The 3,097-nt window shown below is 73.8% G+C and carries 5 protein-coding genes; 3 read left to right on the forward strand and 2 right to left on the reverse strand.

The annotated features are described in order from the left end of the window. A partial coding sequence (locus ESO86_RS14355; RefSeq protein WP_165307898.1) for a LysE family translocator occupies positions 1–421 on the forward strand: 421 nt, incomplete at its 5' end. On the opposite strand, the gene ESO86_RS14360 is transcribed toward ESO86_RS14355, so the two are convergent. Continuing rightward, the gene (locus ESO86_RS14360; protein ID WP_129235606.1) at positions 408–1,280 is read right to left on the reverse strand and encodes an SDR family oxidoreductase; all 873 of its coding nucleotides are present in this window, start codon (positions 1,278–1,280) and stop codon (positions 408–410) included. The two genes, ESO86_RS14355 and ESO86_RS14360, sit on opposite strands and share 14 nt — an antisense overlap. A gap of 148 nt (positions 1,281–1,428) precedes the next feature. Here ESO86_RS14360 and ESO86_RS14365 point away from each other — a divergent pair, with 148 nt between their 5' ends. Further along, positions 1,429–1,848, forward strand: coding sequence for a hypothetical protein (locus ESO86_RS14365; RefSeq protein WP_242492383.1), 420 nt, complete (start codon positions 1,429–1,431; stop codon positions 1,846–1,848). A 34-nt stretch (positions 1,849–1,882) separates the two neighbouring features. Continuing rightward, entirely contained in the window at positions 1,883–2,533 is a 651-nt protein-coding gene (locus tag ESO86_RS14370) for a GyrI-like domain-containing protein (RefSeq protein WP_129235607.1), read from the forward strand. Positions 2,534–2,559: 26 nt separating this feature from the next. On the opposite strand, the gene ESO86_RS14375 is transcribed toward ESO86_RS14370, so the two are convergent. After that, positions 2,560–3,097, reverse strand: a 538-nt coding sequence (locus tag ESO86_RS14375; protein ID WP_165307900.1) for a zinc-binding dehydrogenase, incomplete at its 5' end; no start/stop codon positions are given.

A 3,097-nucleotide genomic window follows, 5' to 3' on the forward strand; every position in this document is an offset into this window, starting at 1 on the left:
GGCGACCTACCTCACCTACCTGGGGGTGCGCGTGCTGCGCGAGCTGCCGGTCGTGGCCGCCGTGGCGGGCGGTTCGGGCGGCGCCCCCGTCGCGACGTCCGCTCGCCCCTGGCTGCGCCTGCTGCAGGGCGCGGGCGTCTCAGGGCTCAACCCGAAGGGGCTGCTGGTGCTCGTCGTGCTCCTGCCCCAGTTCACGGATGCCGCGGGCAGCTGGCCGATCCCGGTGCAGCTCGCGGTGCTCGGCCTCATCTTCGTCGCGGCGTGCGCGGCCGTGTACACGGTCGTCGGGTACGGCTCGCGGACGGTCCTGCGGCTGCGTCCCTCGGCGATGCGGATCGTGTCGCGCGTGTCGGGTGCGGCGATGATCGTGCTCGCGGCGGTGCTCGTGGTCGAGCAGGTGGTGCACCTCACCCGAGGCTGAAGCCGCCGTCGCTCGTGACGACCTGCCCGGTGACCCACGCGCCGCCCGGCGTGGCGAGCCATCCGATGAGGTTCGCGACGTCCTCGGGCCGTCCCACCCGCCCGAACGGCGTCGTCGCGAGGTGCGCCTCGAGCTCGTCGAGCGGCCGGTCGGTCGTCTCGGGGTCGAGGTAGCCCGTGTTCACCGGCCCGGGGTCGATCGTGTTGAGCAGGATCCCGAGCTCGAGCAGCTCGGCGGCGACGGTCGCGGTGACGCCGGCCAGTGCCGCCTTGCTCGTCGCGTACGCGACCTCCCCGCGCATCGGGCCGTGCACCTGGCCGGAGGTCATCCAGAACACGCGGCCCTGCGGTTCGGCGAAGGGCGTGTCGCGTCGGATGCGTTCGCCGGGGCGGAGCGGCGCGGCATCCGACCGGGGTCGCTTCGAGCGCGCGAAGGCGGCGGTGAGGAGCAGCGTCGACCGTGTGTTGACGTCCCAGAACGCGTCGAGGGCCTCGGGCGTCATGTCGAGGATGCCGCCGTCGCCGCCGCTCTTCGCATGGTTGCAGACGAGGAGGTCGAGCTCGCCGGTGAGCACGCGCGCGGCCTCCACGACCGGTTCGACCTGCGCGGCGTCGGCGAGGTCGGCGCCGATGTCGTCCATCCGGGCGCCGGGCGCGAGCGACGACCGGATGCCGGCGCGGACCGCGTCGAGGTCGTCGGCGCCCCACGGCTGGTCGAGGTCGTGCGGGCGGTGATGGTGGATGACGACGTTCGCGCCGAGCTCGGCGAACCGGGTCGCCACGGCGTAGCCGATCCCGCGACGTCGGGAGACGCCGGTGACGAGGGCCGTGCGTCCGGCGAGTGGGAGGGGTGCATGCATGGGCGAGCCTTTCGCTGCGCGCGGAGCGCGCTGGGGAATCAGGGAACGAGCGGAGCGGCTCACCGGCATTGCATGGCGACACGGTAGCGCATGGGCCGACGTGGTGCGAGGGGATGGCCCGCTTCCGACGAGCCCGTACCCTGTCCGAGTGGATGCCTGCGCCGCGCTCGCCGACTCGATCGAACGCCTCGCCGCGCGCGGCTACGCGAACCGGCGGTTCCTCAAGGAACTGGGGCGTTCTGCCGGGGTGGGTCGCGGTCCGCGGTGGCTGTTCGATGCGGCATCCGGCGGCACCAATCGCCTGCGCGGGCGCGGCTTCCGCCGCCACGTCGACGATCGCACCGACGGGCAGGCGCGCCACTTCGCCGGAACGGTCGCCGTCGCCGCCCGCGTCGGCGGGCCGCTGACGCGGTGGCTCACGACCGTGGTGCTGCGCGACCCGCCGAGCACGCCCGACGGGAGGCTCAGCGACGAGGCGATCGAGTTCGCGCGGCTCGTCCGGTCGGGCGAGCTCGCCCAGGCGGATGCCGCGGGGTGGGTGCGCGATCGGCTCTGCCACGCGGCGTAGCGACGGGCCCGGAGGGTGGGCGTAGCCTGCAGCCATGGGCGACTCGAACGCCGGCGACCGGGTGCACGAGAAGTACGACGTGAAGCGCGCGCATCGCGAGCTGTACGCGCCGTCGGCGAAGGACTTCGTGCTCGTCGACGTGCCGCCGATGCAGTACCTCGCGGTCGACGGGCACGGCGACCCGAACACGACGCCCGCCTACGCCGAGGCGGTCGAGGCGCTGTTCGGGGTCGCGTACGCGGTGAAGTTCGCGAGCAGGAGGTCGCTCGGTCGCGATTTCGCGGTGGCGCCGCTCGAGGGCCTCTGGTGGGCGGACGACCCCGGCGCGTTCGCGGCGAACGACCGCACCGCCTGGAACTGGACGATGCTCATCGCGCAGCCCGACTGGATCGACGAGGACGCCGTCGGGGCCGCCGTCGACGCGACGCGTGCGAAGGGCCGGGGCTCGCCGTCGCTCGACGCGCTCCGCCTCACGCGCGTCACGGAGGGGCGGTGCGCACAGATCATGCACCTCGGTCCGTTAGCGGATGAGGCTCCAACGCTCGCTCGCCTGCATCACGAGTGGATGCCGCAGCACGGCCTCGCCTTCAACGGACCGCATCACGAGGTCTACCTCAGCGATCCACGGCGCACCGCGCCGGAGAAGCTGCGGACGGTGCTGCGCCAACCGGTGCGGAAGGCCTGACGCGCTGGTCTCCGCCCGGTGGCAGGTCAGGCCTCCGTCACGTCGATCAGCACCTTCCCGACCGTGCCCGCCTCGACCGCGTCGTGCGCCTCGCCGGCGCGCTCGAGCGGGAACCGGGTGAGCGGCAGCCCGGCACCTTCGCCGACGGGCAGGACGCCGTCCTCGAGGGCCCGCGTGATGTCCTCCGCTGCGGCGGCGAGCGCCGCGTCGCCGACGGTGTAGAGCAGGAGGAACTGGTAGCGGGCGTTCAGCGAGAAGTGGTGGCGCACGTCGAGGGTCATCTCGGCGCCGCCGTCGGTCGCGTACACGGAGATCGAACCGTGGTTCGCGATGACCTGCGCGTTGAGCGCGGCGTTGCGGGCGGGGGAGACCTCGACGACCTGGTCGACGCCCTCCGGGGCGATGGCGCGGATGGCGGCGGCCGCGTCGTCCGTCCGGTAGTTCACGACGTGGTGGGCGCCCGCGGCCGTCGCGAGGGCCGCCTTCTCGGGGGAGCTGACCGTGGTGATGACGCGGGCGCCCGCCCAGCGGGCGAGCTGGATGGCGGCGTGCCCGACCGCGCCG

It is taken from the genome of Agromyces binzhouensis (assembly GCF_004135055.1).
In the GTDB taxonomy this organism is placed as follows: Bacteria; Actinomycetota; Actinomycetes; order Actinomycetales; family Microbacteriaceae; genus Agromyces; species Agromyces binzhouensis.

What these genes read in the sequence shown, in the direction of transcription:
- ESO86_RS14360 (WP_129235606.1), bottom strand. Translation starts at nt 1,280, where the DNA reads ATGCATGCACCCCTCCCACTCGCCGGACGCACGGCCCTCGTCACCGGC.
- ESO86_RS14370 (WP_129235607.1), top strand. Translation starts at nt 1,883, where the DNA reads ATGGGCGACTCGAACGCCGGCGACCGGGTGCACGAGAAGTACGACGTG.